Annotated in this window: 1 protein-coding gene; it reads left to right on the forward strand. The window is 47.5% G+C overall.

Annotated features, from left to right (window positions below; genetic code table 11):
- Positions 1–265: lipocalin-like domain-containing protein (locus AB4585_RS25310; protein WP_372171529.1), on the forward strand; the 265-nt coding region annotated here is incomplete at both ends.

Consider the following 265-nt stretch of genomic DNA (forward strand, 5'->3'; position numbering starts at 1 on the left):
GCAAAGCTATACGCCAGTGCGCAAGGGAAAAGCGATTGAATTTCCTCGTGACCATAACGCTCACAGCGACTTCAGACATGAGTGGTGGTACTTAACCGCCAATCTAAACGATGAACAAGGCAAAGCCCTTGGAATACAGTGGACACAGTTTCGTGTTGCGATAGATCCACAAGAAAAATCGACTAATGACGCTTGGCACAGCCAGCAAATGTATATGGCTCACAGCGCCGTCACCACAGATAACCTCCACTATGCCGATGAAAAA

Origin of the sequence: Vibrio sp. 10N.222.49.C9, assembly GCF_041474985.1 — a bacterium.
GTDB classification, from domain to species: Bacteria; Pseudomonadota; Gammaproteobacteria; order Enterobacterales; family Vibrionaceae; genus Vibrio; species Vibrio crassostreae_C.